17 protein-coding genes and 8 pseudogenes are annotated in these 26,934 nt (G+C 36.3%); 6 read left to right on the top strand and 19 right to left on the bottom strand.

Annotation, left to right across the window (positions count from 1 at the left end; translation table 11 throughout):
- Positions 1–15: 15 nt before the first annotated feature.
- From PVV70_RS05170 to PVV70_RS05195, 6 genes and pseudogenes are all read right to left on the bottom strand, one after another.
- Positions 16–242 (bottom strand): annotated as a pseudogene (locus PVV70_RS05170) (hypothetical protein).
- Positions 239–684 (bottom strand): annotated as a pseudogene (locus tag PVV70_RS05175) (lysozyme); the annotation flags it as partial. The pseudogenes PVV70_RS05175 and PVV70_RS05170, both read right to left, overlap by 4 nt.
- On the bottom strand, positions 623–1,018 hold the full coding sequence (locus PVV70_RS05180; RefSeq protein WP_273758233.1) for a hypothetical protein: 396 nt from the start codon (positions 1,016–1,018) through the stop codon (positions 623–625). The gene PVV70_RS05180 and the pseudogene PVV70_RS05175, both read right to left, overlap by 62 nt.
- A 162-nt stretch (positions 1,019–1,180) precedes the next feature.
- Positions 1,181–1,600: a hypothetical protein gene (locus tag PVV70_RS05185; RefSeq protein WP_273758234.1), complete on the bottom strand. Its 420-nt coding sequence runs from the start codon at positions 1,598–1,600 to the stop codon at positions 1,181–1,183.
- Positions 1,590–3,374: an MFS transporter gene (locus tag PVV70_RS05190; protein WP_273758235.1), complete on the bottom strand. Its 1,785-nt coding sequence runs from the start codon at positions 3,372–3,374 to the stop codon at positions 1,590–1,592. The genes PVV70_RS05185 and PVV70_RS05190 overlap by 11 nt, the downstream gene beginning before the upstream one ends.
- Positions 3,367–3,960 carry a hypothetical protein gene (locus PVV70_RS05195; protein ID WP_273758236.1) on the bottom strand — a complete coding sequence of 198 codons (594 nt, stop codon included), beginning with the start codon at positions 3,958–3,960 and terminating at the stop codon, positions 3,367–3,369. Before PVV70_RS05195 ends, PVV70_RS05190 begins: the two co-directional genes overlap by 8 nt.
- A 768-nt stretch (positions 3,961–4,728) precedes the next feature.
- Between PVV70_RS05195 and PVV70_RS05200 the strand changes: the two are divergent.
- The 3 genes and pseudogenes from PVV70_RS05200 (at position 4,729) to PVV70_RS05210 (ending at position 6,523) form a co-directional block, all read left to right on the top strand.
- Positions 4,729–5,370, top strand: a pseudogene (locus PVV70_RS05200) (integrase arm-type DNA-binding domain-containing protein).
- Between the two features lie 210 nt (positions 5,371–5,580).
- On the top strand, positions 5,581–5,781 hold the full coding sequence (locus PVV70_RS05205) for an AlpA family transcriptional regulator (RefSeq protein ID WP_273758237.1): 201 nt from the start codon (positions 5,581–5,583) through the stop codon (positions 5,779–5,781).
- 103 nt (positions 5,782–5,884) lie between these two features.
- The gene (locus PVV70_RS05210; protein ID WP_273758238.1) at positions 5,885–6,523 is read left to right on the top strand and encodes a hypothetical protein; all 639 of its coding nucleotides are present in this window, start codon (positions 5,885–5,887) and stop codon (positions 6,521–6,523) included.
- A 108-nt stretch (positions 6,524–6,631) separates the two neighbouring features.
- Here the strand turns inward: PVV70_RS05210 and PVV70_RS05215 are convergent, their stop codons facing one another.
- Complete coding sequence (locus tag PVV70_RS05215; protein WP_273758239.1) at positions 6,632–7,270, bottom strand: hypothetical protein; 639 nt, start codon at positions 7,268–7,270, stop codon at positions 6,632–6,634.
- A 297-nt stretch (positions 7,271–7,567) separates the two neighbouring features.
- Here PVV70_RS05215 and PVV70_RS05220 point away from each other — a divergent pair.
- Positions 7,568–8,287 (top strand): annotated as a pseudogene (locus PVV70_RS05220) (DUF3987 domain-containing protein); the annotation flags it as partial.
- Positions 8,288–8,868: 581 nt separating this feature from the next.
- The gene (locus tag PVV70_RS05225) at positions 8,869–13,848 is read left to right on the top strand and encodes a type ISP restriction/modification enzyme (protein WP_273758240.1); all 4,980 of its coding nucleotides are present in this window, start codon (positions 8,869–8,871) and stop codon (positions 13,846–13,848) included.
- Between the two features lie 1,462 nt (positions 13,849–15,310).
- On the opposite strand, the pseudogene PVV70_RS05230 reads toward PVV70_RS05225, so the two are convergent.
- The 12 genes and pseudogenes from PVV70_RS05230 to PVV70_RS05285 form a co-directional block, all read right to left on the bottom strand.
- Positions 15,311–15,415: pseudogene (locus PVV70_RS05230) on the bottom strand (transcriptional regulator); the annotation flags it as partial.
- An 18-nt stretch (positions 15,416–15,433) separates the two neighbouring features.
- A pseudogene (locus tag PVV70_RS05235) lies at positions 15,434–15,511 on the bottom strand (Killer protein); the annotation flags it as partial.
- A gap of 13 nt (positions 15,512–15,524) precedes the next feature.
- Entirely contained in the window at positions 15,525–16,457 is a 933-nt protein-coding gene (locus tag PVV70_RS05240; RefSeq protein WP_273758242.1) for a DMT family transporter, read from the bottom strand.
- A gap of 11 nt (positions 16,458–16,468) precedes the next feature.
- Positions 16,469–17,212 (bottom strand): SDR family oxidoreductase, encoded by a 744-nt coding sequence (locus PVV70_RS05245; protein ID WP_273758243.1) that lies wholly within the window; start codon positions 17,210–17,212, stop codon positions 16,469–16,471.
- A 164-nt stretch (positions 17,213–17,376) separates the two neighbouring features.
- Entirely contained in the window at positions 17,377–18,135 is a 759-nt protein-coding gene (locus tag PVV70_RS05250; RefSeq protein WP_254492176.1) for an HAD family phosphatase, read from the bottom strand.
- An 84-nt stretch (positions 18,136–18,219) separates the two neighbouring features.
- On the bottom strand, positions 18,220–19,062 hold the full coding sequence (locus tag PVV70_RS05255; RefSeq protein WP_273758244.1) for a hypothetical protein: 843 nt from the start codon (positions 19,060–19,062) through the stop codon (positions 18,220–18,222).
- An 11-nt stretch (positions 19,063–19,073) separates the two neighbouring features.
- On the bottom strand, positions 19,074–19,877 hold the full coding sequence (locus tag PVV70_RS05260) for an AfsA-related hotdog domain-containing protein (protein ID WP_254492178.1): 804 nt from the start codon (positions 19,875–19,877) through the stop codon (positions 19,074–19,076).
- A 290-nt stretch (positions 19,878–20,167) separates the two neighbouring features.
- On the bottom strand, positions 20,168–20,788 hold the full coding sequence (locus tag PVV70_RS05265) for a hypothetical protein (protein WP_273758245.1): 621 nt from the start codon (positions 20,786–20,788) through the stop codon (positions 20,168–20,170).
- A gap of 86 nt (positions 20,789–20,874) precedes the next feature.
- Positions 20,875–21,684, bottom strand: a complete 810-nt coding sequence (locus tag PVV70_RS05270; RefSeq protein ID WP_273758246.1) for a carboxymuconolactone decarboxylase family protein — start codon at positions 21,682–21,684, stop codon at positions 20,875–20,877.
- Between the two features lie 767 nt (positions 21,685–22,451).
- Positions 22,452–22,736 carry a type II toxin-antitoxin system RelE/ParE family toxin gene (locus tag PVV70_RS05275; protein ID WP_273758247.1) on the bottom strand — a complete coding sequence of 95 codons (285 nt, stop codon included), beginning with the start codon at positions 22,734–22,736 and terminating at the stop codon, positions 22,452–22,454.
- Entirely contained in the window at positions 22,729–22,947 is a 219-nt protein-coding gene (locus PVV70_RS05280; RefSeq protein ID WP_005773872.1) for a TA system antitoxin ParD family protein, read from the bottom strand. The genes PVV70_RS05275 and PVV70_RS05280 overlap by 8 nt, the downstream gene beginning before the upstream one ends.
- A 488-nt stretch (positions 22,948–23,435) precedes the next feature.
- A pseudogene (locus tag PVV70_RS05285) lies at positions 23,436–24,112 on the bottom strand (DNA adenine methylase).
- On the opposite strand from PVV70_RS05285, the pseudogene PVV70_RS05290 reads away from it, so the two are divergent.
- Positions 24,084–26,158: pseudogene (locus PVV70_RS05290) on the top strand (type ISP restriction/modification enzyme); the annotation flags it as partial. The pseudogenes PVV70_RS05285 and PVV70_RS05290 sit on opposite strands and share 29 nt — an antisense overlap.
- Between the last annotated feature and the right edge of the window lie 776 nt (positions 26,159–26,934).

Consider the following 26,934-nt stretch of genomic DNA (forward strand, 5'->3'; position numbering starts at 1 on the left):
ACACAAGAAACTGTCCTATTTGCCCCGCACCCAACGAGACAAAGCAGAACGCACACCAGCATCAGTTTTTTGATTAACTTCATTTTCTACCTCAAAACGGGTCCTTGCCGTCTTTAAAGCATGCTCTGTTTGCTTTTGCCGTTCGCTCTTCTTTCCAAGGTGAAAGGCTTTCGCTAAAGCCACTAAAAAACGGCTAAAGCCGCTAACAGAAGAGACAGATTTCTTTTGAACCAAAGCATCACAAGCGCTGTTCCTTAAACCGCTTGGCAACAATCACCAGTCCTGTACACGCCGCTAAAACCATAATCCCTGCTAACGCCCACTGAATCGGTCCATTACCAACCAAAAAGCCTCCAAAGCCTGAACAAGACCCTATAATCGGGGCTAGCGCTTCTACCTTTAACAGTCCTCTTGCCTCACGTGTTTCTACCCTGTGATAGTTCGAAGTAACATAAGAACCTTTTACCCACAAACCGGCTTCGGCTGCTCGACGGTTGGATAATCCCACAAGAGGCTTCCCCCTACCTTATTCCATTTCTGTAATTCACTAGGAACAGCTTCATAATCCCCTTGATTAAGCTTCTTCAACAACGTTGGCTTACAAAAAGCTTTCGTGCCTACGTTATAACAAAACGATACCAATGCCGCGAATTGGCAATCCGTTAACGAAACCGTCACCGATTCCTATCGTTTTAATAGATTTTATTAATCCAGAATTAATAATTTTAGCCATTTCAACTTTTTTAAAAAAATCTTCCAACCCAAAGAAATAGCTTAAAGAATTTGAAAAGTGTTTACTTTTATTTATTGATCTTTCATCTACAGATTTTATAAAATCGTCCGGCATTTCTCCGTAACTAGGTGACAATGGCAACTCCATAGCAAAGGGCGAAATAACTTTATCCCGAACAGTAAATAAAATTATTAGTTCTGTTTTTTCAACTAACACACCAGAAGAACTGTGAAAAGAATCCGATAGTTTATATTTATTGGTGTAAACTCTGATGCGTATATCCATATTTTATCTCACAGCCAGAAAAAAAATCCCGTATCATATTTAACTGAAATGTATTCTCGTACTTTTTTCTATTTTCAAAATTAACTAAAATAAACTCGGGAGTAGCGATACATATTAGAGCTAACACTTCTGCCAAATCGAATCTCTCCGATAAAGTAATCGTCACACTATATGGTACGCTATTTTTTTCATACATTCTATGTTACGCACCCACTTTTGTTTATATTTTTTACTGTCTAGATTTCTTATCTCTGAAATAACATCTGTGCCTATTTGTATCCCTAAAAAGAATGGATTGCTCTTTAATAGCTTCAAATATGGTTGAATATAGATGTGCCCCCCTGTTGCAATCCGAAAATATTTTTTACAAATGAGACACATACAAGTATATTTATGAAGTAAATTATTATCGAGCTCAAAAGGCTCTCCACCAGAAAGAATAATAAAATCAGATTTTATGTCATTTATTGTATATAAAGATTCAGGCAAAGCGTCATCTCCCACCATACATTCCATCGAATACGGACAATGATTGCATCCCGCACTGCAATTTTCATTACAAATTACAATATTATCGCCCATGAAATTTCTCATTCAAGTTCATATAATCCAATACTAATTGTTTCATGAAAATATTTTGGTATAGACAAAGATCAGAAATTTTTTTAGCTACAAACGCTTTTATCATTGGGAAAGCTTCATCCTTTGATATAGACAGCAAATGAGAAATATAGTCTACCCGTTCTTCTAAATTGAGAGATAATCTTGGACTGGTAAAAAATGTTAAGATATCCAATTCCGGACTGGCTTCTTGACATAAATCCCAATCCACTACCACAAAAGAACTATCAGGAGTAACAATGATATTATCAGGATGTAAATCTCCATGTGATAAGATTATATTCTTGCTTAATCGATCTTGAAAGATCTTATTGATTTGATCAATAATCGCCTTTTGATGTAGCAAATCCATTTGGCTCAATACAGTACCCCGGATAAACTCCCATTCGACTACTTCATCGCAAAGTGTTATCAAATTTGGTGCAGGATAGAGACTTTGTCGAAAAGAGCCATCCTTGATGTTTTCATTAATGCACGATGCTTCCGGATAAATTTGCCCATAGCAAAACTCTTGATGCTTGCGTTTCAAGAAATGTTGTTTTGACGATTGTGCATTTTCAGGCTGTAACCAAATGATTTCTTGTTTTCTGACAAAAATAATTAAAGCAGACACCCCAAAAATCACAGCCATAATCACTGCCAACCACAAATTAGCTTGCCAGAATGTTGAAAAAACATGACCGTATAAAAAACTGAATGCAAAGGATACAACAGCTGTAATAATGGCTGTAAATGATAAAACAGTCGCGATAGCTTTGCGATCAATCAGTGAATTTATAAGAAGAGACGACAGATAAGATCGATAAGCAGATTTAAAAACACATAGCAGTAAAAATCCTAATATAAGAACCGCAATGATTTGAAATGACATGAGAAAAAAAGCAATGGTTACCATACAACCAATCATTAAGACGGGAAAAATAGGATTTTGAAACTTTGAAAAATACTTCTGAAAGAATATATTGGAACTTGCTGAAAAAAAATTCCCAATGATAAAAATAATCGAAACCAAAATAGCAGGTTGAAATGGCAAAAAATCAGAAAATGCGATAGAAACAGTCCGATTATTAACCAAAATAGCAAAAGCTGAAACTGCACTTAAAAAAATAAGAGTGAAGCGATAAGGGTTTTTGACTTCTTTACGGCTGGCGCACATAACTGTGAAAATACTCGGATGAGCGTTGATATGAAAACTATCTAATCCCTTCGTCAGTTTTGAAAACATAAAAATAGCAAAAATTAATGAAAGGACTTGAAAAATCACAGGCAATGCAGGATGCACATAATAAAGTATTCCCCCTAAAAAAATAAGTACCGTTGTCACACTATAGGTAACAGCAGCCACTTCGGACTTAACGGAAAACAGTGTGCGATGCTTTGGTACTATAGAAAAGAGTAAACTATCTTCCGCACCTGAGAAACAAGCAGCTGCTAATGTAATACACAACAAATAAGTGGCGTAAGCAAAATATGCATAATTGATAAAAAGAGCTAAAAAACCGCAAAGAAAGAAAAACAGCCCAGTATAAATAACGCGCTTACTTCCATAAACATCTGATAATAAACCCAAGGGGACTTCTAAGACCAAAGGAAGCAATAAAAAATAACTACCGATTAAAACAATATCCGCTTGCGACAAATGCAATTTTTCCGACAAAAAAAGTGGTAAAACAGCAACCACTAGAGCAGTAGACTTGCTAACACTATAAATCTTAAATTGCTTAACCTTATCCACAAAATACCTTCCCACGACATCCGCTACATGCGCCAGATTCTTTCAAAGATTTTAAAACGCTTTGGGCAGACCAATCTATTGCCTCATAATTTTGTAGATTCCCAAAAGCTTCTGAATAAAAGCAATTTTTTAAATCTCCATTATAGTCCAACACCAAGGATGAAAATGGAAATAAACACATTAACGGCGACGAAACGTACGTAGAATTTTCGCCTAAGTAATAATTAATACAATTTACAAAATTTTGTGACGTCCATGAGATTTTCCTTTCTTGGAACTTTTTATCTATATAAATCTGGAGGGGAGATTCTTTCCTTGATAATTCATCTCTCAAATGAAAAAGTGAGGCGTTTGGCGGAAGAGTTTTGTTTCTCAAAGCCTTAGATCGATTCTCTGTATTATTTTTTCTAGAAAAACTAAATGACGACGTATCGAGCGTGCTGAATCCGATATAATCGACATCTTTGCTTATACAAAAATCGATAAAATTAATAATATTTTCTAGAATCTCTTTGGTAACTGTCGCTCTTATTCCTATACTTTGCAGAGGTTGAAGATTTTTAACGGTTTCAATGTTTTTCCACACGCGATCAAATTTATTCGCCCCCCGTATATCATCATAATATCCTCCTCATATTGTTATTGTGTACCTTATTTATATTCAAGACAATTAGTATTTTGTAAAAAGTCTAAGGACCTACAACTTTATAATTGTAAAGTCAATTTAACTGTATTACGCAATATTCAGTTTGGAAAACAAATTGGCCTATACCGATATAAATCGAAAAACTCTTGTACTCAGCTAATTTCCATTTTAATTATTAAGTTCATTCAAAAAGTATTATTCCTGATTTCAATGGCTATTTCACTTCAATCACAATAAGAAATATGCAATGCTCTGCTTGATCAAGTAATTTTAAAAAGTTTTTTTTGGGGCTAAAATAAAGAATAGTTGTTGCGTAAATCAGCTTCTCAGAAGAAAAATTTTTCAATTATTTTGCTGTTTTAATTGTAATTTTGTGAAATACTACTTGCGGTGAAATTACCTTTAAAAGAGGTTCTACTCGACACCAAAATACAAACTTTTATTTCTTATTAAAGATACAATCATATTGATTTATAATGATAATTTAGCGTTATTCATATTGGATGAGAGTCCCGAATACCGTAAGATTCTCTCATTCCAAACCTGTTTATCTTGAATCAATCAAAACCACTCGCTTGCATGTCATAAGCGGGGCTGGTGTGTGGGTAAAATTTGTATAAGAAAGGAGTAAAAATGGTCCTTATGAACCGTCTTAATGCAAGATCTGTCGCAACATTGGGGGCTGGCAAATAGTGTGATGGTGCCGGCTTGCTTCTTCATAAGCGTAAAGATGGCGGTGCTCAATAGATTTACCGTTATACCATTCACGGTCGGCGCCGCGAAATGGGATTAGGTGCTTTAAGACATGTCTCTTTAAAACAAGCCCGTGAATTAGCAAACCAATGGCGTGCTGTTTTACGTGAAGGACGTGACCCCATTAAAGAACGCAACAAACAAAAGCGTGAGGCAATAAGCAATCTTCATATTCATAAAGATCAAGTTGATGGGGATATATGGACAATTCCTGCTGAGAATATGAAAGGAAAGCGTGATGCTACAACAGAATTTCGCGTGCCTTTATCTTCTGAAGCATTAGACATTCTAAAACAAGCGCGCTCGCTTTCACGCAATGATTTCTTTTTTTCTGCTAAAGGTCGTGGTCCTCTTAGTGAGTGTTCCATGTCAAAATATATGAAACGTATTGGACTTGAAGCCTGCCCGCATGGGTTTCGCTCTAGTTTACGCGATTGGCTTGCTGAAACAACCGATGCCCCCTATGAGGTCGCTGAAACCATTCTAAGTCATACGGTAGGCGGCAAAGTAGAGCGTGCTTATCGTCGTACTGATTATCTAGAACAGCGCCGTGTCTATATGGATAAATGGGCGGCTTATGTCACGGGTCAATCTTAAGATATGGGGTGCATAACCCCATTATCTGTGGATAACTTTAGCTCTCTCTTCTCTCATTCTTTCTCAATGAGACTCATAAATTATCACATGAGAAAATGTATAATAAAATATTGTTTTCTATGAATAAAATACCTTAAAAAATGAACCAAAATGTGTTTAATAAATAGGCATGATTTGTTCTCATTTTTTAATATTTGAAAGGATTTTACGATGATAGAAAATGATATTCTTTTAACAGACCGTGAAAGTGCAAAATTACTTCATATGAGTGTTTCAACATTCCGCCGTCATGTGACCAATGGCTCTCTTCCAAAACCTTTAAAATTTGGTTTTTTATCCCGTTGGTTACAATCCGATCTTTTGAATGTCATAGAGCAAGCCAAACAGCAACGTTATAGCGACGTCGCATAAAAGAAAACCTTGTCACGTAAGGACGGACAAGGCTTTCCATTTTCACACGAGGTTTATGAATAGCAGAGTCCGTCCTATGATGCAATCATTATAGGATCAAAAAATGTCTTCTGATACAAATGCTCGGGGCATTACACGTGACTTGCGTGGAGTTTGGCATGGGCGTTATGGACTTGCCCGTTGTCCAGCCCATGATGATAGGTTGCCTAGCTTATCCCTTGCCAATGGACATGATGGGCGTCTTTTACTCACTTGTTATGCTGGCTGCTCTTTTAGAGAGATCATACAAGCGCTTAGAAGAATTGGCTTGCTTGGAAAACAAGCCTTTTGGGATAAAGCTTATGATCATACGCTTTCTTTCTCAAAACAGTTTTGTGCTGATCTCAAACGAGTAAAACAGAAAGCAGAAAGAGCAAGAGAGATTTGGCAACAAAGTCAACCGATCAAAAATACGCTAGCAGAAACCTATTTACGCAAGCGGGGTATTACCTGTGAATTACCTGCTGATTTACGTTTTCACGATAAATGTCCACACCCATTAGGAATAACACTGCCCGCGTTGGTAGCGCTTGTTAAGGGGGCTGGCTCTTTTGCCATTCATAGAACCTTTTTACAAGCCAATGGCTGCAAAACAGATCAGAAACCAGCAGATGATGGGAATCGTAAAGCAGGTTTTACCCTAGCAAAGCGTGCTTATAGGCAAGGCTTTGAAGTCTTTATCATGCCATGCAAGAGGCAATAAAAGAAGCTCAACATCTTTATAGACAGTATAACCTCTAAGCAGCACTACAATACCTCGTTATAGAAGATCAAGAGTTACCACATCTTGTAAGTTCACTAAGAGTTGCTTTTAATGCTCTTCAGAAGTACTTTTATTAGAGGTTTTATCTTCACCTTTATCTGAATTTATACTCTTGTAAATGCAATAGAAAATAAATATTATGACTAATATTAGTCCTACCGTTTCGAGCCAAAAAATTACACACCACATTATAGGTACTGCGCAATAAAATTTAACTATAAATTTACTATAGTTTTTAATATCGTTTTCAATATCTCCGTTCCAATGAGCAAGAGTGCGTATGAACGAAAAAACAGAATAGGTAAGCGCTGTCGCAAAAGACATGGTTGCTATATTCTCGATGTTACGGTAGTCTCCACCACTAGCTTTAATGCTGTTCGTCAAATCCGTAAAAACCCATGTAGTAAGCCATGACAGAAGCAGTGGTAAAAATAGTGTAGCGCAGTATAAAACTGTTTCTTCCCATGTTTTCAGGTTCGATTTAAGGGCATGAATTGCAATTAATATCATTGCTATGAACACTATTATTGAACATAATAGAAATCCTAAGGCGTTTGCTCCCAGTACGAGTAGGACAATAAGACCTATCGCTATAGCGCCCATAACTAAATAGCCTAAACCTTCCAGTATAATTCCAATAAATGGGATTAATAGTAGAATACACAAGATAATTAATACGATTGTCATGTTTATTACTTTTTAACTAGTTCTATTGGAAATATCGTCTAACAGATTCCCTTTAAAATTATCAATATGTGTTATTTTTGTGTTAAGAAAGTGATGCAAATCGTATTTAATGACATCGCTGTACTTAGGTGTATTGTATCTAAATGAGGGTAGGATACAGTTAAAATCCCCGCAAATGCGGGGTTTTTTTATTATCTGGAGGGAGGAATTTATGACATCAGAAAACACACAAAAGGTTTTACAACCGACCAAAAAGCCTCTGCCTCCTAATGCTAGAAAAGAGCGTGTTAAAGGGGTAGAATTATTCCCATTATTCAAGCCATGCACCATGGAACCAATAATGACGGTTTATTGTAACGGTTTCAAATGCTGGTCTTTCCCGATGAACTAAAAGAGCAGTTATGGATTGATAGACCTCCCAATCAAGAGGACTGGCAAAAGTATGAAAGCGTTTTTCGCTCTTTTCGTGATAAACGATTAGGTTCTCCCGAACAGCCGCTGATCATGCGTTTTATGCCAAAAGCACAAGAGAAATTTTATGAATGGCTAGAAAATCTTCACAGAGAGGCAAAAGGAGGTCATTTCTCAGAAAGCTTACAAGCGCATCTTTTGAAAATGGATAAAACCATACCAACCCTTGCGTTGATTTTTGAATTGAGTGAAGGCGGGCGTTTTGAAATCAATAGAGATGCCCTTGAGAGAGCTTTGTGTTGGGAAAAATATCTGATAAGCCATGTCAAAAGGCTCTATGCGGCGGGGAATACATTAACAGCAGAGCGTGCAAAATTGATTGTCGAACGCTGTGATTGTTTACCCGATGGTTTTACTTCACGTGATGTTTATAAACGTGATTGGAAATGTTTAAAGGACAATGGAGCCGTTAAGCAAGCTTTAGAGCTTTTATGCCGTTGTAACTATATTCGTGAAATCTCTGAAAACAATAACTCCCAAGGCGGTCGACCTACCATACATTATGAATGGCATCCTTTAGTGAAAAGTCATAAGACACCACAATGAACAATTTTAAATTCCGATAAAGCATCTAACTTTGTAGTCATAAAATAAACCTTCAAAGTACTCCCCACTCTATTGGTTTTGGAGGTTTAGGGGGTTTTGGGTGTTCTTTTTACACCCCCCTTTATATATTTTTTAGTCAAAAATAAAAGTTATTATATTTCAATAAGTTAATGTTTTAAATAAACAACCTATATTAAACACAACACATAAATACAATCTTTAATATATATTTAAGAGGGTTTTGTAGGTGTTTTGGGGGTTTTAAAAACCGACAAAACCTATCTATTAAAGTCACTCATAAAACCTATCAAAATACTCATTATGATGTTTTAAAAGCCCATAGTGTATTTGTTTTGATTGACAGGTCAAATAAATAGCAAATTTCACTATTGTGCTGATCTAACCATGCGTCATAGGCTGTGGATAAATAGCCTTTTAAAGCCCCTTTTGAAAAAATTTATCCATTTTTATGCATTTTTCTGCATTTTTTCTCATTTCTCTCAAAATGGATTTAATACGCTTCATTTTGATTCTTTTGAAAAGAATTAAACACATTATAAAAAAATGGGCTCTGTTATAATATGCTGCAATCTCTTAAGTCTGATAATAAACACGTCACGCTACGCTCTTTGTTGGAATATTATCGTAAACAGGCAAAATCACCCCGTGAATTAGGAACGCTGTTTGAAAATCTTGTCATGGCTTATCTGTCTGAAGACCCGTTGCAAAAGCAGGAATACGAAAAGGTTCAGACTTATTCGGAATGGGCTGAGGAACATGATGAAGATAGGCGTGATATCGGCATTGATCTGGTCGCTACAATCCGTGATCAAGGAGGTTATGCGGCTATTCAATGTAAATGCTATGATGCTTCTCACATCATTAAAAAAGAAGATATTAATAGTTTTATCGCTGCCTCTGGGAAGAAAATATTCACGCGTCGTATTCTGGTTGATAGCACCGAAAGCAATTGGAGTGATAATGCGAACAATACGTGTGATGGTCAAGAAGTTCGTATTCAACAGATTAATCTGTTTGATTTAGAAAATAGTCAAATCGATTGGGGGGCTTATAAAGAAAGAGGACAAGCTGTCCTTAAAGAACAACCGAAAAAAAAACTTTTAGATCATCAGATAGAAGCGCTTGAGAAAGTTTGTGAAGGTTTAAAAGAAGCAGACCGTGGCAAGCTGATTATGGCATGTGGTACAGGCAAGACGTTCACCAATCTTAAAATAGCAGAGGCTCTCGCCGGAAAAGGCAAGCGTGTGTTGTTTTTAGTGCCTTCTCTTGCTTTGCTGTCACAAACAATCCGTGAATGGACCCTTGATACAGAAGTGCCCTTGCGTTCCTTTGCCGTGTGTTCGGATACACAAGTAGGCAAGCGTCGTAAAGGAAAACATGATGATGAGGCTGGTCTTGATGCTTCTGATCTTGTTTTACCGGCTACCACGGATGCGAAAGAACTTGCACGTAAAGCCAATAAAACCTCTCTTGATGTGATGACCGTGGTCTTTTCGACCTACCATTCCATTCAAGTGATTTCCGATGCACAAAAGGAATATGATTTACCCGAATTTGATCTGATCATTTGTGATGAAGCCCACCGTACAACGGGGGTTGTATTGGGAACAGACAAGCATGAATCTGAGTTTATCAAGGTTCATGATAACAGCATCATTCGGGGTAAAAAACGTCTGTATATGACAGCAACCCCGAAGATCTTTAGTGACAAGCTAAAAAGGAATGCTGTCTTCTCCAATAACGTTTTGGTGTCCATGGATAATGAAAAACTCTATGGCAAACAACTTTACACTTACAACTTTTCACGTGCTTTAGAGGATAAGCTGTTATCACCTTGTAAAGTTATCATATTAGTTGTTAACGAAGAGGAAATAAGCCAATCCATTCAACATCTTATTACCGATAAGGATTATGAACTTATTCTTGATGATAGGACCAAGATTAATGGCTGTTATAGAGCCCTTACCAAAATGGATCTGAAACTTGATCTTGAAGATGACCCTAAGCCCATGCGTAGAGCTTTGGCTTTTTGCAAAGATATTGAGACTTCTAAACGCATATGCAAAAGATTCAAAAAAGAAAAAGTGCAAGAATCTTTGCGCGCTCTTCATAAAAACCATAAAGATATTCCCCCTCTTAACTGTACCCTTGCCCATATTGATGGAACCTTTAGTGCTAAAGAGCGTACAAAACAACTCGACTGGTTAAAGGAAGATGCGGGGGAGCATGCGTGTCGTGTGCTCACCAATGTACGTTGTCTTTCTGAAGGTGTTGATGTTCCTGCTCTTGATGCCGTTCTATTTTTACACCCGCGCAAAAGTCAAATTGAGATTATTCAAGCGATAGGACGCGTCATGCGTCGAGCAGAGGGTAAAAAAAGAGGTTATATCATTCTCCCCATTGGGATACCCGCTGATATTCCGCCGGAAATAGCCTTAGAAAAAAACCAAAAGTATAATGTCATCTGGCAAGTTCTCAATGCTTTACGTGCCCATGATGATAACTTTAATAAAATAATTCACCATATGCACAAAAAACAAGACGTAAGCCATGCTCTTGAAATCGTTGCTGCTTCTCAAGAACTTGCGTTAGAAGATACGACCACGGTTATTGATGATTTACCTACACGCTCAAAATTAGAATATTCAGGACTTAATATTGGGTTAGCAACTTATGAACCCTCTCAAACACACGAAGTACAAGGAGAACTCCCCCTTTTTTCTAAATGTAAAGATGTCATTAAAGCTGCTATTGTTAAGAGATTTTACGACCCTAGCTATTGGAAAAAATGGGCAATAAATGTTGGTGATCTTGCTCAAACTCATATCACACGCTTAACTGAAGTTTTGACGAAATCAGAAACTGAAACACGGCGGGTGTTTAATGATTTTATGACCGAATTGCGTAGCAATTTAAATACGAATATCTCAGAACAAAATGCGATTGAAATGCTTGCGCAACATCTTGTGACGCGTCCAGTCTTTAATGCTTTATTTGAGGGGCATCAGTTTGTTCAAGAAAATCCCGTATCTTGTGCTTTACAACGTGTACTCAATGCCCTTGATAACTTTACTCTTAAAGAAGAATCTCAAGATCTCAAAAATATTTCTAGGAGTGTACAATTTTACACGCGTGGAATTACCACCCTTGAAGCACAACAAAGCTTAATTGTAGAACTGTATAATGAATTTTTCCGTTATGCTTTTCCACGTACAGTAGAAAAATTAGGAATTGTTTATACCCCCATTGAGGTTGTTGATTTTATTATTCATTCCGTTGATGATGTCTTGCGCAATGAATTTGGAAAAAGCCTAGGATCACGTGGTGTTTCTATTCTCGACCCTTTTACAGGTACTGGTACCTTTATCACACGGTTGTTACAATCTAATCTCATAAAACCAGAAGATATGGAGTATAAATACCGTTATGATATCCATGCTAATGAGATTGTCTTGCTAGCTTATTACATAGCCGCCATTAATATCGAAGCAACCTATCATGGTCTTATGAAAGGGAATTATATCCCATTTAAGCATATTGGTTTAACTGATACATTCCAAATGCTTGAAAGAAAAGATTTGTTGCAAGAACTATTTAAAGAAAACAGTGAATATTTAGAACATCAAAAAAATCTAAATATTGAAGTTATCTTTGGTAACCCTCCGTATTCGATAGGACAAAAAAGTGAAAACGACAATGCAAAAAACACTCCTTATCCTATTTTAGATAAACGCATTGCTGAAACTTATGCTATTCAATCAAAAGCAAATCTATTGCAATCACTTTATGACAGTTATATCCGTGCTATTCGCTGGGCTAGTGACCGTATAAAAGACCGTGGTGTTATTGGTTTTGTCACAAATGCGGGTTTTGTAGATACGAAATCTATGGATGGTTTGCGAAAGTGTCTCGTTGAGGAATTTTCAAGCCTTTATATTTTCCATTTACGGGGGGATGCTCGGACTTCTGGAGAACAACGAAAAAAAGAAAGTGGTGGAATTTTTGGAGAAGGTTCTCGAGCGCCTATTGCTATCTCTATTCTCGTGAAAAATCCAGAATCTCAACAGCGTGGGAAAATATATTTCCATGCTGTAGAAGATTACTGCACAAGAGAAAAAAAGCTTAAGACAATTAGGCGTTTTGGTAGCATTGATGGTATTACACGTAATGGCGGTTGGCAAATAATTACACCAGATAAGCATGGTGATTGGATCAATCAACGTGATGACAGTTTTAAAACCTTTTTAGCCATGGGTTATAAGAGTTATAAGAAAGAACATGGTAAAAAGCTTTTTGAAACGTTTTCTTGTGGTATCGTAACTAGTCGCGATGCTTGGGCATATAATACAAGTCATAAAGCTTTAGCACAAAATATGAGTAGTATGATTGCTTTCTATAATAGTGAAGTAGAACGGTTTAATGAGATCTATTCACATGCTGACCGTAAAGAACGTATAAAGGCTGTAAATAATTTTATCAACACAGATGAAACAAAGATCAGTTGGAGTCGTTCTATCAAACAAGATTTGGCAAAAGGAAGGGTATACAAATTCGAAGAATCTTGCCTTACACAAAGTCTTTATCGTCCTTTTACGAAACAGAGGCTTTATTATAATCGCGCTTTCAATGAAATGGTTTACCAAATGCCGCGGATATTTCCGATAGGACAAGCGGTTAAAAATAGAATCATACAAATTACAGGTACGGGAGCAAAGAAAAATTTTTCTGTACTTATGATTAGTACTGTATCTGATTTCCAAATGATAGAGAACGGTCAATGCTTTCCAAGGTATTTTTACGAAAATGTTGAATCTTCAAAAAATAAAAAACAATCCCATTTATTTTTAATTTCTACAGAAGAAAGTAAAAATGCTGGTTTAAAACGACGTGATGCCATTACTGATGAGGGATTAGCACATTTTAAAGAAGCTTATCCTAATGAGATTATCACTAAAGATGATCTATTCTATTATGTTTACGGGCTCTTACATTCAGAAGATTATCGTGCCCGTTATGCTGATAACCTCTCTAAAGAATTGCCTCGCATTCCTTGTGTAAAGAGTGCTGATGATTTTTGGAAATTTGTTACAGCAGGGCGTGAACTGGGTCATTTGCACGTAAATTATGAAGATGTAGAACCTTATCCAGTGACCTTTAAAAAAGGTAATCCTAAACAGACTGATATTCTTAATCCCGAAGAGTTTTACTACGTTACAGAAATGAAATTCTTTAGCAAAAATAATGTAAAAGATAAATCTATCGTTTTTTACAACAGCAACATCATCATGACGGATATACCTAAGGAAGCTTATGAGTATATCGTGAATGGCAAACCCGCTCTTGAATGGGTTATGGAACGTCAATGTGTAAAAACAGATAAAAAGAGTGGTATTGTGAATGATGCTAATCGCTATGCTGTTGAGACCATTGGCAACCCTGCCTACCCTCTAGAGTTGTTTCAAAAGGTTATTACCGTAAGTTTAGAAACAATGAAAATCGTAAAAAACTTACCAAAATTAGAAATAAGAGAAACTGAATAACTTATAAAGCATGCTCACATAATGGGTATGTTAATCTCACAAGGGGTATAAGGTCTTATACCTATAGGTTCTATACCCCCTTTATACATTGCTTACATACAATCTTTAAAAGGAGTGTTTATATGCGTTATTCTAAAAAGAAGAAACTTGCACTTTTAGATACTCTCATTTGGATTGCTTTAAGACTTATAAGAAACCCCATCTTAAAGTGAATTAGATTTTTTTACATTGCCTTTAAGAGGTTATACCGTAATCTCAAATGAGTGCTTTATTGTTTTCAAAAGCTTTGTTTAAAGAGAGTTATGTATATTCATTTTACTTATAGGTTTTGTCTGTTCTTAAAACCCCCAAAACCCCTTTTTATATATATTATAGATTGTATTTACGGATTGTATTTAATATAGGTTGTTTCTTTAAAACATTAACATATTGAAATATAATAACTTTTATTTTTGTTTAAAAAAATAAAATAATACGTACAAAAAGCACCCCCAAAACTCATAACCTAATGATCTTGATAGCATTTCTTATGAGTTATAAACCATCTTTTGAAAAGCTTTAAAGGATCACATGCTTTTTATAAAGCACGTTGTAATCATTCTCTAAATCATAAGGTTATCATTCAAAAGAACTGATAAAATTCATAAAAAGGATTTTGATAACGTAATCAGTTTTTAATTTCATATGCTTTTCATAAGACACGTTTTAATGACTCATTAAAATGATCACTTTTGTCAGTTCAATTTACTGACACATAACTGACAAGTTTTAATCAATTCACATCATTGGCTATCTTTAAAGATTGTACTCTTGATATAAGTTATGTTTTAAAGATATTAACATATTGAAATATATTGATTTTATTTTTTACCATTCAAAAAAAATAATAGAGCGTCTAAAAAGAACTGACAAAACTGATATCACTGACAAAAGCCTATTAAAAGGAATTTTACTGATCTCTATAATTATCAATCTCTCTTTAGATGTTTTCATAACAGTCTATAAATTACAATTATCCTACTTATCGTTTCTCTTATGAAAATGAAAAATGATGCCATGGCTATAAAGCATATAACAGCTATAGAAAATGCGTAAAAACAGCAGCTTCAAATAACTAAACTGTAAATGAACGCATTGATTATAAAGAGAGCACCTATAAGAGGCTATTAAATTTTAAATGTATTATAAACAAAATTCACAAAAAAATTTAAATTCATTTAGTAAAAAAACTGATAGGTTATAAAGATAAAAATACGCATTATGAGAGCCTTTTTAAATATTATAGATTTATAGATTCAAAACATAACGCAATCGTTTCATAAAGCCCATAATATAGCTTTAAACGCATATAAATATAAAAGAAGCAATTCATAATCATAAGATATTATCAATACACAACGTATTTAAAAAATACAAAAAAACATCAAAAAAAGATAAAATATTACTTGACAATAAATACGTACTTTGTTACATGAAGACGATACGCTAATTTTTGTATTGTTATCCCCATCTCTTCTAAAAAAGCTACTTTTAGAACTTCACTAGAATGGGCGGGGTTATGCGTCATTTGTTTTCATTCCTTTCATCAATGGTAATCTTGATAATCAACAAGCTCTACATCTGTTCCGATAAAGCGAAAAATAACACGCCAATTTCCATTCATCTTAAAAAGTATATTACTCTTTATGCACATTGGGAACGGCTTTTCTAGATCCTAGTAAGCTGAATATATAGCCTTGTCCGATTAGAACTCCAAAAATCGTAACAAAAACGCCTATGATTTGCATGATTTGAGGGATGAAGCCGAACAGGATTTGCACCAATAAGGCTGAAATAGGTACAAAATTGAAAAATATCGCCGTCTTACCCGGACCTCGGATCGCTATTCCAATATTCCAAAATAGGTAGGCTAAAACTGATCCTGCAACCCCTATCCAAAGGAGTGCGAATAAACTAGCGCCGGACATAGACATCGTTTCTTGAAGAGGGGATTCGAATAAAAAGGTTAGGACGCCAAGGGCGACGGTGCCAGAGAGCATCGTCCAGCTTGTTGTTTCAAGCGGGGTTGCGTTCTTGACAAATGACCGCGTGCCAACGGTATAGAACGCCCAACCAATGGAACCTAAAAGAATCATAATATCTCCTTTGGCAAAGGAAACATGGTTAGACAAAAATCTCCCATTTGTTATGACTAAATAGACCCCGAACATGCTAATGAGCATCCCTATAACCCTCTCACAGGTTGGGAAAGATTTATTCATGATAGCTTCAATAATATTAGCACTAATAGGGGTTGTCGCCATGATGAGGGAGGCTGTTATGGGATTTGACGTTTGCAAGCCAACAAATAAAGCGCCATTAAACCCTGCCACACCGATAATCCCTAGGAAAATATAAGAAATAAAATTTTGCGATAAAACATGCCACCGCAAGCCTTCTTTGAAAATCATAATTAAAAATATGGCGATTACGGCAATGAGAAACCGCTCAAAAGAAGCGGTCCATGGAGAAACAGTCGTTAAAACTATCTTAGTGGCTTGGAAATTGGAACCCCAAAAAAAGGTTCCTACGAGGGTTAAGACAAGAGCTATTCTGGGCGTGATTTTCATTGGATAGATCCTTATACTTGATACCAAAGTGGAGCATCGAGACGTATGGAAGAAATTTGTGCGGTATTAGATGAGGAAAGAATAAAGTTGACCGCGGAAGCAATGTCATCTGGGTGAAGCATTTTGGCAAGATTCTCTGGAGGTATCTCTGGGAATCCTTTAAAATTGCGACGAAAATCCGTATTAACTTTATCAACTTGGATTGAACAAACACGAATATTTTGTGGCATTCCCCATAAGCGCAACCCACCAGTATAGCCCTCTACAGCAAATTTAGAAGAAGAATATGAAATTAAAGAAGGATTGTATTCTACACCCCATATGGATGAAATATTTATAATATCGGCGCGAATTTCCTTTTTTAGATAGGGTAAAGTAGCAGCTGTTATATAGAACATTCCTTTAATATTCACATCAAATGTTTCAGCACATTCTTGAGCATCAATTGTTTCTGGATCGCCACTATAACAAATGCCTGCTACATTAACTAAGACATCAAGACCACCAAATTCTGAGATAACCTTATGGACAGAAGAGTCAATGGCTTCTTTATCGCGGATATCAACAATCAATTTACATAAGCTTGCCGTATCGATGGAGGTTGGTAGTTCTATGTCAATGATGTCTGCACTTGCTACCTTATGACCATTTTTCAATAAGTTTAGAACAATTGCTTTACCGATGCCGCGAGCGCCTCCTGTGACTAAAATACGTTTCTGTTGTTGTGAGTAAATTCCGGTCGTGTTTTTTATCATTTCGTTTAGCATTTTCTATACCTGAAGTTGTAATCATTAATATTCAGCTAGTTTATTTTTAGCCATGCATTATGTATTACTGTATTATGTTTAATGTATTGAGTATTATTAAATTGTTTAAATAATAAGATAGCCTTAAAGTTTATTGTGATTAGGTTGAATAACTAAAGAACTGATATTTCATGTAAAGACGTCTCATTAAAAGGAAATACCTTTTTAGAGGAGAATGCTAGAGTTTGTGATTCTTTAGGTAGATTTAAACAGCGCCAACCATGCTTGTGAGCATACGCCTCAAGCAAAGGATCGCCAATAACAGCGACAGGATGACCTACAAGCTTCAGCATATGCTCATCGGAAATATCATCACCGTAGGCCCAGCAGTTCTTAAGGTCACCACCATGTTTTTCAATAAAATCCTGAATCGCAAGCGCTTTTCCAACGCCGATCGTTTGCGGAGGGACGAAACGGCCATTATATTTTTGCCCATCATGCAATAGTTTTGTGGCCAAGATGTAAGGTACACCTAGATGTTCTGCAATGGGGGCTAGAATTTCTATAAAAGAGCCGGATACTAAGACCGGCTCAATTTTTTGGCTATGATGGGATTTTAGTTCTGTTACTACTTCTTGGATTAAGAAAGTAGGATTAATCAACGCGCGCTTTGCCCAAGTTTCTGCACATCTTGTTACTTCTGCTACAGCACGTCCGGCAAAAAATTCATAAAAGCGACGGTTTATTACGCTGCGCGGACTCTGGTTATCATGGTGTGCACGTAAAATAGCAGTAGTATCTGCATATTCCTCTTGGTGAGCGTTGGTTGAAAAACCTAGCCAAGATTTATACCAGAAATCGTGGAAAGCGAGCATACTTTTGCTCCGAATAAGGGTGCCATCTACATCGAAGAATGCATACGCAAGGCTCATTATTAATTTCTCCCTTCAAAAAAAATTAAATACTTTATAATGTTGTTTGTTCTTTATAAGCATGGATATGATTTATTCGTAATATTAATCCTTTGTTGTGAATTCCCAGAAACCTGTTTTTTTGAGCTTTAGCTGCGCGTGGACATCCCCTCCTAAGCCATACCATCCGATCGCACCGCCTCGATTCATTTGATAACTCATCCAAAGCAAGACGATATTTACTATTCGATTAGCAGAGGGATCGTTCACAGATGGAAACGGATTGGGTAATATTGCTTGATAAAAGGCATGCCCATCAGCATCTGCCAGTAGTATATTGGGAAGACCAAGTGGGCCGGGTCGTGTAGGTGCATGGGGATTCAGATCATGTTGCCGTAGTGCCATAATTGTGTAAAGACTGTTAGGAATTAACCCCAAAAATTCAAAACGAAAATGTCCTGTTCGTTGGTCGTTAGGGACGGAAACTTCCATGGATCCTTTCGCTTTACACCATTGTTCAAGGGTTATCGGCGCAGTAATCTTTCTACCATCTTGGTTTCGAGCGTCTGGTATTGGTACTTCATGGAAGCCATAGCTTGGCAGATAAATATTTTTCGCATTAGGGCATTGCGCTGGTGCAAATATTACTGGATAATTATTGCATGGTAATGGTAAGGGCAGAGTATGTAATACAAGAGAGGCATCACTACTAGAAAGAGGATCTGAAAGTTCTTTTATGATATCGTAGGGAGCATTCTTGCCGAATTCAGGAGTTACAGTAGAGGTTGATACCAAAGCTCTTCCCCACTCTGAGGTAAGTTCTCCATGGGAATTCATGCGATTGATTTGTCCAATAACAATAAAATTTCCCTTTTCATCCATTACTTCGCTCGGAGGATAAGTTGGTCCTTGTGTAGTCAAACTTAGTTCGTACATTATTGTTTTCATAGATAATGCCTCTACGCAAGATAAACATTTTCAAGGTTCTCAGCTTTCCGCGAGACAGAGTCCCTACCTGTTTGCTTGTTAAGAAATTTAATCGCTTGTTTGTGTTCATTCTTCTTTAGTTTTTCTGCATGATAAGCAGTAAACTGAAAGGAAAGAGTAGCGGCGCTCGTGTCGCCTTGGTTAACTGATATAGTTATATCGAAGTGAAGGCGAGATAATCTGGATATATCGCTAGAGTTAATTCGATAGTTAAAAACAACGTCAAGAGGGAATACAAACCCTGTAAAATTGGCAGCCAGGCTATTTAACACGAAGTAATACGGCTCCGTCCAGTTATCTCCGATAAAATATTCCTCAGTAACTGCTAAAAACATTTGACGAGCTGCTTCAATCAACACCATACCTTGTATATGTTGTCCAGTTTGATGATCATTCATTAGTTCTGACCGTTCATCCAATATTAAGTGAGATTCAAAATTATGCTCATCTAAACGTTTCGGGTGAGAGATAATCGCATTTCTGATGTAGTGCTTATGACTTTGCAGGCGGCTAACGCGAAGTGGACGCTGTAGTAGAGGAGAAATATCAATCCCGTGGGCTGCGAGTGGATATAGTCCTTGGTCATAAAGAGCTTGAGCTTGAACTTCTGTTAACCCTTGACCGCTAACAAGTTGACTATTACTAGGTAAATTGGCAAAGGAATTTGTACGTATCATCTCTAAAATTTCCCCAAAAGTCTTAACGTTTTCATGTATACTAAATTCATGAAATTTATTGCCAACTATAAAAATTTTCTTATTAGATGTATTTTTCATTGTGCTCCCTGCCTCAAAATTATAACTAATTTTAACTCTCTTTTTATATCTCTTTGATTTATTTGAAATAAAAACATACTCTTCATAAAATTATTATATGGCTTTAAAAATCGGTAACTACGTTATTGATCAAATATAAGCAAAAATTTACCAAAATAATTACATTACTTACAACATATATGGCTTTTCGGTAATATTATAGAAGAGTAAGCGCTCATTTTTAGCAATCACTACCCTCCACTCAAACCAAAGCTGCAGCTTAGTTTTACAGCTGTCGCCGTAGTTCGTTGTTAATTAATAAAGCGTTTGTAAATTTTTGTATAAAGTCCACCTTCTCCACCCGTGATAAAATTGTCTCCGGCCTTTTTAATTATCTCTTGATAGCGCGGAGAAGAAAAAAGGCTCTTATAGATCTCAGGATCAACAGAAAAACCGGAGAGAAACATAACACCCGGCTCTGTACTAATGATGGAATGATAAGCAATAAACTCTTCAACCTCAGATGCCTTGCGTACTACGTCAAAAATGGTTTTGTCTCGCCATTGGCGGTAGGAGGTAAAACGGCTTGGAGGAACCTCAATATGACGCAGCTGCAGATACGGTGTGCTAGGCAAAGACTGCTTGAGCACTTTTACCGATTCAACATAGGTCAAAAGTTGACGACGAAAGTCGTTCACAAGATCTTCTCCCAATAATTTTAATTCAAGCTCCCATATCCCCGGCAAGCTCTCAATCTGTTTTAATGAGGGCAAGGCTCTCAACTGCAGAACAGTCCTATTATCAAGAGATACAAACACCGTAGCCTGCTGCTCAGATTTTTCTGCTGTGATCTGCCTCCATTTCTTAGCTACTGTAAGAGTTTGGTTTTCTTTAGGATATATTTCTGTAATTAAAAGATACGGTGTAGACATTAAATTCTCCTTGAAATTAAGAAAAAAATTAAATTCGTAAGTATCACGCTTTTGATAATAATGATGTTGCTGGCAAATAAATTTCTCTATGTCTCCTTGCGTGAGGCAAAAACTTCTTTAGCAATTTCAACGACATTAATCGCTGCAGGAAAGCCTGCATAAGGAGCAATGTGAATTGCTAATTCAATCACCTGTTCGGGCGTGCCACCTACATTAAGCAGACCCTGTATATGCAGCTTCAGCTGTGGAATCGCAGTTCCTAACGTTCCTAACGCTGCCACCGTTATAATTTCCCGTTCAAAGAAGTTGAGGATAGGCCGTGTGTAGATATCACCAAACCCAAACTCAACAACAAAACGAGCTAAGTCTGGAGCAATGCTACCCAGTGTCTTAATAATCATTTGTCCATCGGGGCCATCAATATGTTCTAGTGCCTTCAGTCCAGATTCGTAGCGATCCTCGCATACTAATGGCGAGCCGCAACTAGATATGAAGTCTAGTTTCTTTTCATCAAAGACCTCTTTTGCAGCAAAAACACTATTTAAGGCTGCTGGAAACCCTGCATAAAGTGCCAACTGTATCATTACTTCAATCAGCTCAGCAGGACTACACCCAATATTAAGAGCACTGGTAAGGTGGAATTTGAGTTGCCGTCTTGCATTACCGAGAGTTGCAAAGATGGCAACGGTGGCAAGCTGCCGAATACGGCTTGTTAAGTGAGGTCGCTCATAAATTTCTCCATACACAAAAGAGATGATGAATTTTGCGAGATCAGGGGCAACATCGGCCATTTCTTCAAGAATTGAAGGGGTCTCGACCAATTCCATAGAGCGTAAACGCTCCACGCCCAATTCATAAGCATTTTTCTTATAATTTACAAATGTTTGTTCTTGCATGTAATGGCCCCCTCCCCACGGAGCCTTAGGATAAGGCTTTTACTTTCCTTAAAAACTAAACCTTCAATTAAAATGCAATACCTTATCTCCTCTTGCGGACTTGCATTGCATGAATTATTGTACTTTAATATCCTAGTCAATCATTTTTGTAAATTTATTTTATATTATTTTTCATTTTTTACATTATAGGCAATCCTTATGAAGCTATAGCAGATAGTAAGGGATTTTTCTATGGCATTAATATTACGTTGATGCAGCAGGCACGTGTAGCCTTTCCAGACGTTGTACTTAAGACTGAGCTAAAATTAGCAAATTAAACCCTTCTTATTCGTATTTGCGCAAGAGAACTGAGGTGTAACTTGTTGAGCGTAGAAACACCATGCATGATTATGTGCGCATTGAGCTATAGGACTTAGTTGTATTTAGTATTTTGCGGCTTGAATTTACCGAGGAAAGTGCGAAGCGTTAAATTTATAACAGATGCTACTGACTTACCTCTAATCTAGTAAAGTTCTATCATGACAAAGCCATTTGTTGGGGTGTACGGAAGAGCTTTGTTTTTAACTCAAGTTAGAGGTATGTAATAGCAGATGAGTGCAGTACTCCTTTGCTGCAAAGTCCTCCAATCGCTTTAGCTAAAAATATTATGCCGCAATTAGGTGCCCAATATAGCTTGATCATGTCTATAAATTTTGGTTTAATACCTTTAGCACTGGAGAACTTTAGTAAAATTAATGCTGTGTGCCTCTATCAAGTTGTAAAATATATTATGCTTTAAGATCTCGGTAAAAATTTTCATGAGAGCCAAGTGCTAACAAGGTCAAAGTAATCGTGTGATCTTCATAGCCGTAAGCAAGCAGCGTCAATTGCTTGGCCATTTTAAATTTATAGACAAAAACACCAGAAAGATCACCTGTTTTGGCTTGACCAATGGTGGGCGTTTTCATAATGACGCGAACAGCTTGGTCTAGATCTTGTTTTTGGTTGGCATGCAGTTTTTTGATAGTTTTTTTAAATGAATGGGTTTGTAAAACTTGCATAGATTCAGCCAAATTCGAATGCTGTTACATCGCCATCTGCATTTTCTTGTTGTCCAAGTAAGATTGCTTGAATAAATTGAAAGGAGAGATCTGGATTTTCTTCGGCTATTTTGCCCATACGCGACCAATATTCAATTTGCTTAGGAACCGAGCGGCTATAAACAGACGCGTAACGCTTAGCCTCATTAATGAGATCATCAGACAGTTTAACAGTTGTAGCCATGACTATACTCCTACCTTACAATAAGGTGGTAATATAGTTCAAAAGGTGTTAAAAAGCAACCTTTGAAACACAATAACCTTAGCAGATCTCTAACACAATTCCTTCTCTCACAGCCATCTTTCTTAATATCTGAAAGAAGAGAAAATAAAAGATAAATTTAGAACTAAATGATCGAGAATAAGCTCTAAAAAGGTTCGGGATAGGCAGAAAATAAGTTAAAAGAATCAACGGTATCAAAATTCCCAAACTTCTATATAATCTATTGATTTTATATAAATATAGCATTCCTACCCCCTCCGCCACAGCACTTTTATCGTGCTATAAATTATTGATTCTATATGTCTTGTATGTAGCTTGTCAGCAGGTTTTGCAGCAATTCATTTTTAAAATTCACGTCTTTTTTAAAAAATTAAAGAGGTTTTCAAAGGGTCTTCAAAGACCTTTCAAAGATCATTTAAAGACCCTTTAAGGCAGCTTTTTCTCCTTTGCTAAAAGTCGCAATTTGAGATGATGAGCTCTTGAGCTGGAATTGGATTATTTGAACTGCATGTATAAGATATGGTGACCTCTTTTATCTTAAATGGGCTAAAGCTTTTGCGAATCTCCGGCACATCATTGAGTGACAGAAGAAACTTTCCCTTTAATTGTGCAAGCAGTGTGGATATCCTCTGATAATCCTCTCGCTTAAACAAATCCTTGCCATAGTAATCCTCAACACCCCAATAAGGCGGATCAAGGTAAAACAAGATGTTGGGACGATCATAGCGCCTAATAAACTCAAACCAATCTAAATGTTCAATGGTCACACCTGCTAAACGACGGTAAATAAGCTTTAAGGAGGCTTCAAGTTTGAGACTATTAAACCGTGCACCACGGTGTGGATCAACTCCAAACGTCTGTTTTGCCACTTTGCCACCAAAACTCAACCGCTGCAGATATAAAAACCGCAATGCCCGCTCTAAATCTGTCAGGGTCTTGGGATCTTGGGTGCGTAACCGTTCAAACGCCTCACAGCTACTCACCTGGAACTCCAACAGATCCATGAAAGGGTAATAATGGCGTTGCAACACCCGAAAAAATTCACCACATCACCTGAACGATCATTGATCACTTCATATAAAGGAACTAATTTTCTCCTTAAAGATATCCTTTCTGATAAAACCAGTAAAGCCTATCATGCCTTTGAGAGCTTTCATAAGGAGTTAAAGAGTAATTTAAACGACAGTATTACCCAAGAGGAAGCGCTTGAGATGTTAGGACAACATCTTGTGACGCGTCCCGTATTTGAAGCCTTGTTTGAGGGCAATGAATTTGTGCAAAACAATGCCATTTCGCAAGCCATGGATAAAATCTTAACTGAACTGGATAAAACAAATATTGAAGAAAAAACCAAAGATCTTGATAAATTTTACAAAAGTGTCACGTTCTATACAGCAGGGATTACCGAAACTCATGCAAAACAGAATCTTATTATCAAACTTTATGAAAGCTTTTTTGCCAAGGCATTTAAGAAAACCACCGATAGGCTTGGGATTGTTTATACCCCCATTGAAGTTGTGGATTTTATCATTCATTCTGTTGATGAAGTGTTACGCAATGAATTTGGAAAAAGCTTAGGATCACGTGGTGTTTCTATTCTTGACCCTTTTACAGGTACAGGGACCTTTATCACAGGACTTTTACAATCCAATCTTATAAAACCAGAGGATATGGAATATAAGTTCCGTCATGATATCCATGCCAATGAGATTGTCTTGCTAGCCTATTACATAGCAGCGATTAACATTGAATCGACCTATCATAGTCTTATAAAAGGAAACTATATTCCTTTCAAACATATTGGCTTAACCGATACGTTTCGGATGATTGAAAAACAAGATTTGATGAAAGGCATACTTAAAGAAAACAGTGAATATTTAGAACATCAAAAAATCTGGATATAAAAGTTATCTTTGGCAATCCTCCTTATTCAACAGGGCAAAAAAGTGCTAATGATAATAATCCAAATACATCCTATCCGATATTAGATAAACGTATTGCTGAAGCTTATGCCACTCATTCAACAACAAGTTTATTACAAGCACTTTATGACAGTTATATCCGTGCTATTCGCTGAGCGAGTGACCGTATAAAAAACCTTGGTGTTATTGGTTTTGTCACAAACGCGGGCTTCATTGATGGAAGTTCTATGGACGGGTTACGCAAATGCCTTGTTAAGAAGTTTTCGAGCCTTTATATTTTCCATTTACGTGGTAATCAACGAACCTCTGGAGAACTTTCTCGTAAAGAAGGTGGCAAAATTTTTGGTTCTGACTCTCGAGCTCCTATAGCCATCTCTATTCTCGTAAAAAATCTAAATGCACAGCAGCATGGTAAGATATATTTTCGTGATATTGGAGATTACCTTACGAGAAAAGAAAAGCTTAAGACAATTAAGGACTTTGGTAGCATGGATGGTATTACACACAAACAAGGATGGCAAATAATCGAACCGGATAAGCATGGGGATTGGATAAAACAAAGAGAAGCCGATTTTAATCAGTTTATACCCATGGGTATTAAAAATAACTCAATAGATGCTGCGCTATTTAGGAAGGCATCACGTGGTGTGAATTCTGCTCGAGATGCTTGGGTTTACAACTTTTCAAGTAATGCATTAAATTTATCTATTCCAAAAACAATTGAATTTTTTAATATACAAAAACGTCTTATTGCTGAGAATCCATCTGTACCTATAAAGAAGATTATTGATTATGATGCTACCAAAATTAGTTGGGCAAATGCTCTTATCTCTAAATTAAAGCAAGGAATCAACGCAACTTTTGATGTTCATTTAAAGGTTCCAGTTCTTTATCGCCCGTTTATGATAACATGGCATTATGCATCACCATTACTAAATGAAGCGTTAGGGCAAACTCATCAATTTTTTAATCGGGATATCCCTTATAACCTTGGAATTTGCATTTCGGGAGAAGGAAGTCAAAAAGCTTTTTCTTGTCTCATGACAAATAAGCCTATTAGTTTTGACACATTAGAAAAATCAAGATGCTATCCACTTATGCTCTATTGTGAAGAAGAAAAACATCATGAGCATAGTTTATTTTCTACAGAAGCAAAAAAGAAAGTTCGTGATGGCATTACAGATGCGGGATTACAGAAGTTTCAGTCTGCTTATCCTAACGAAAAAATCACTAAAGATGATTTATTCTATATCAAGTAACCTTTAAAAAGGTATACATTATAATATTTATAAACGCTCTCATCATACGTATTTTTAACTTTATAACGTATCTATTTTTTCACTAAATAGTTTTTAAGATTTCTGTTAATTTCTTTTATAACACATTTGCAATTTAATAGCCTTTTTAGAGGTATTATCTTTATAACTAACGCTTTTATTTGCATTGTGATTATAAAACCCTGCTTTTTTCACGCATTCTCTATAGCTGTTATCTTTTCTATAGCCACCGCATCATTTTTCATTTTCATAAGAGAAACGATAAATAGGATAATTGCGATTTATAGCTTTTTATGAAAACATCTAAAGAGAAACAGATAACTATAGAGATGAGCAAAATCCCTTTTAATAGACTTTTGTCGTTTTTGTCAGTTCTTTCTAAAGCCTATATTATTTTTTTAATGAAAAAACATTTAAAACATTATATTTTAATATGTTAGTATTTTAATGATACAACCTATGTCGACAATACAACCATAAATACAGTCTATAATATATATTTGTCAGTTATCTGCCAGTAAATTGAACTGACAAAAGTGGTTATTTTAGTGAGTGATTAAAACGTGCTTTATGAAAAGCATGTGATCTTTTAAAATCTTCAAAAGACAGTTTGTAATCATAAGAAATGCTTCAAGAGTATTATGGTTATGAGTTTTGAGAATTTTGAAGGTTTTGAAGGTTCTTTTTACGCCCCCTTACATATTTTTTTTCAATCAAAAAATAAAAGTTATTATATTTCAACATGTTAA

The sequence above is a fragment of the Bartonella sp. AU55XJBT genome, assembly GCF_028618525.1.